Genomic DNA, 3626 nt, shown 5'->3' on the forward strand with positions numbered 1-3626 from the left:
TACGCGGTGGCCATGGGCGTGGACGCCGTGGCCGCATTGGTGTTTGGGCGCTTGTTCGACCGGATGGGGATCGCGGTTCTCGTCCTTGCAGCGGCCGTATCTTCAGTATTCGCGCCCCTTGTCTTCCTGGGTGGGGGCACTCTGCCTTTGGTCGGGCTCGTCTTGTGGGGGGTCGGTATGGGGGCGCACGAATCCATCCTGAGGGCGGCCGTGGCCCAAATGGCGCCGGCTGGCCGCCGAGGCTCTGCCTACGGGGTGTTCAACGCGGCCTACGGAGTCGCATGGTTTGCGGGAAGCGCGACTCTGGGCGCGCTCTACGATGTCTCTCTACCCGCGGTCGCGGCGGTCTCAGCCTCTCTCCAGGTATTGGCGATTCCCGTTATTCTGGTTGCCGCACGGGCCCACACGTGCACTGCGCGTTGAGAGCCTGAAGATGCATGTGCCATCCGTGCACTTGGTAACACTGCGGTGGCCAACTTTCTTGAGGGGCCATGGTCACCGGGTTCGTCGCAGCCGCCATGATGGCCGATGCCTCAAAGGCGCTATTCTGGTAGGGTGCACGTGGAGTGAGCCCGGGGACGAGAGCGGGAAATGCCACTCTAGCTGGGGCGGAACCCGACGGACCCTGGGTTTTCGTCTTGTGCCAGCACCTTGTGGATGGTATAATCAGTTGTCGGCGATCACCAAGCGAGGTGCTGCAAGGTGCTAGGTCTCTTCAAACGGATGTTCGATTCGAATTCCAGGGAAATAAAGGACATGCAAGCCACGGTGGATGCGGTCAACGCGCTCGCGCCCGAGGCCTCGCGCGCCTCCGACGGCGAGCTGGCCGCACGTACCGGTGTCTTCCGCGAGCGGCTGGAACACGGGGAGCCCCTCGATCAGATACTGCCCGAAGCCTTCGCCATCGCCCGGGAAGTCGCGAAGCGCACCATCGGGCTCTATCCATATGATGTTCAGATCATGGGGGCGATTGTTCTCCACCGGGGCAAGATCGCGGAGATGAAGACTGGCGAAGGCAAGACTCTTGTCGCGACGCTGCCGACCTACCTGAACGCCCTCAGCGGGCAGGGCGTCCACATCGTCACCGTCAACGACTACCTTGCCCGGCGCGACGCGGAGTGGATGGGCCCCATATACCGGGCCTTGGGCCTTTCGGTTGGTGTGATCGTGCACGATCTCAGCGGACCGGCTAGGCGCGAGGCTTACTTGGCCGACGTGACCTATGGGACCAACAACGAGTTCGGCTTCGACTACCTCCGCGACAACATGGTCACCTCCCTCGAGCAGATGGTGCAGAGAGGGCACCACTATGCCATCGTTGACGAAGTTGACTCGATTCTCATCGACGAGGCCCGGACTCCCCTCATTATCTCCGGGCAGGCTGAGGAGTCAACCGACAAGTACTTCCTGTTCGCGGGGATCGCGTCTGGCCTGCGGGAGGAAGAGGATTATACGGTTGATGAGAAAGCTCATACAGTCGCGCTGACAGAGAACGGTGTGGCCCGTGTCGAGAAGTGGATCGGAATCGAAAACCTCTATGACGAGGAACACATCGAACTGACTCATCACATCAACGCGGCCTTGCGCGCGAAGGCCCTGATGAGGCGGGACCGGGATTACATTGTCAAAGACAATCAGGTCATAATAGTCGACGAATTCACTGGCAGGCTTATGTTCGGCCGTAGGTACAGCGACGGCTTACATCAGGCCATAGAGGCCAAAGAGGGCGTCAAAGTCCAGAACGAAAACCAGACGCTGGCCACTATCACATTCCAGAACTACTTCAGGATGTACAAGAAACTTGCGGGGATGACAGGGACTGCCGCAACGGAGGAGACGGAGTTCGTCAAGATATACAACCTCCCCGTCGTCGAGATTCCCACGGCGAAGCCGATGATCCGGGTGGATTATCCGGACGTAGTGTACAAGACGCAGGGGGCGAAGTTCCGGGCGGTGGTCGAGGAGATCTGCGCATGCCATGAGAAGGGCCAGCCTGTCCTGGTGGGCACTGTGTCAATCGAGAAATCCGAGATGCTCAGCAACATGCTCTCCCGGCGCGGAGTCCCGCACCAGGTGCTGAACGCAAAGTACCACGAAAAAGAGGCAGAGATCATCAAACTCGCGGGGCAGCGCGGGGCGGTCACTATTGCAACCAACATGGCCGGGCGCGGGACCGACATAGTGCTCGGCCCGGGTGTGCCAGAGCTCGGAGGTCTTCACGTCATCGGCACCGAGCGCCACGAGGCCAGGCGTATCGACAACCAGCTCAGGGGCCGATCCGGCCGGCAAGGGGATCCTGGGTCCTCCCGGTTTTATGTGGCGCTCGAGGACGATCTCATGCGTCTGTTCGGTGGGGAGCTGATCACCAGGATCATGAACACCCTCGGGTGGAAAGAGGACGAGCCCATCGAGCACCCGCAGATCAGCAGATCCATTGAAACGGCCCAGAAGAAGGTCGAGGCCAGGAACTTCGACATCCGCAAGCAAGTTCTGGAATACGACGATGTAATGAACAAGCAGCGTGAGGCGATCTACGGTCGGCGCGCTGAGATCCTCCGAGGGGGCAACCTTCGCGAGAAGGCACTCGAGTTGATTTCGACCGTGGTAGACGGTCTCGTTCGCGCCCATGCCGACGAGAAGCTTCACCCGGAGGAGTGGGACCTGGAGGGCCTATCACAGGAGATTGCCTCCATCCTGAACCTTCGGACAAAGCCGCCGGTGAGTGATTTCGAGTCCAAGTCGTGGACAGAGCTGAGGGACCGCGTGCGCAATGCGTTCGTCCATGCCTATGAGGCAAAAGAGACCGCGGTCGGTGCTGATAGGCTCCGTGAGATCGAACGGGCCATTATGCTCTACCTGATAGACTCAAAGTGGGTCGACCACCTGCAGGGCATGGACATGCTGCGCGAAGGCATCGGGCTGCGTGCCTACGGCCACATGGACCCGCTGGTGGAATACAAGAGAGAAGCCTTCACGATGTTCAGCGACCTGCTTCGAAGCATCGGTGAGGACTTCGTCAAGTACCTGCTGCGGGTGCAGATTCGAGCTGAGGGTGAACAGGCGCAAGAGAGGGCACGGACGGTGACAGGCGCGGCTCCAGCCAGGCCGAAGTACACTATGACCACCAACAGGGGCGACGGTGAGGGACAAAAACAGCCCGTCCGTCGGGTGGGGCAGAAGGTTGGACGGAACGACCCGTGCCCTTGCGGCAGCGGGAAGAAGTACAAGAAGTGCTGCGGGATGGCCAAGTAGGGGGTCCCGCAAGTCAGGTCATGCAGGTCGGGAAAGGGGAGAAGGGCTTGAGCCCGATAGCGTTATGAGAGCGGAGCTTGCGCAACCCATCGCTGAGCTTGGAGCCAGGATAGAGGAAATGAGGGCCTACCTTTGACATACCAGGGAAGCTCTCCAAGCTCGCTGAATATGAGGAACAGGCGGGGCAACCGGGCCTGTGGGACGACCGCGATGCCGCCCAGGCGCTCATGCAGAAGATATCGTCCCTCCAGGCACAGGTGGAACGGTACAACGCCCTTGCGTCGAGGTTCGAGGATGTGCGAGCTCTGGCTGAACTCGCTGATGAAGAGGACGACCAGGCAGCCATTGAGTTCCGCAAAGCACTCCTCAATGGC

At 60.5% G+C, this 3626-nt stretch carries 2 protein-coding genes and 1 pseudogene; all 3 read left to right on the plus strand.

Features of this window, described 5'->3' with window-relative positions:
* A partial coding sequence (locus NUW23_08125) for an MFS transporter (GenBank protein ID MCR4426137.1) occupies positions 1-423 on the plus strand: 423 nt, incomplete at its 5' end.
* Positions 424-702: 279 nt separating this feature from the next.
* Entirely contained in the window at positions 703-3252 is a 2550-nt protein-coding gene (gene secA / locus NUW23_08130) for a preprotein translocase subunit SecA (protein MCR4426138.1), read from the plus strand.
* Positions 3253-3316: 64 nt separating this feature from the next.
* Positions 3317-3626, plus strand: a pseudogene (locus tag NUW23_08135) (PCRF domain-containing protein).

This window comes from Bacillota bacterium (genome assembly GCA_024655925.1).
Lineage (GTDB): Bacteria > Bacillota > DTU025 > DTU025 > JANLFS01 > JANLFS01.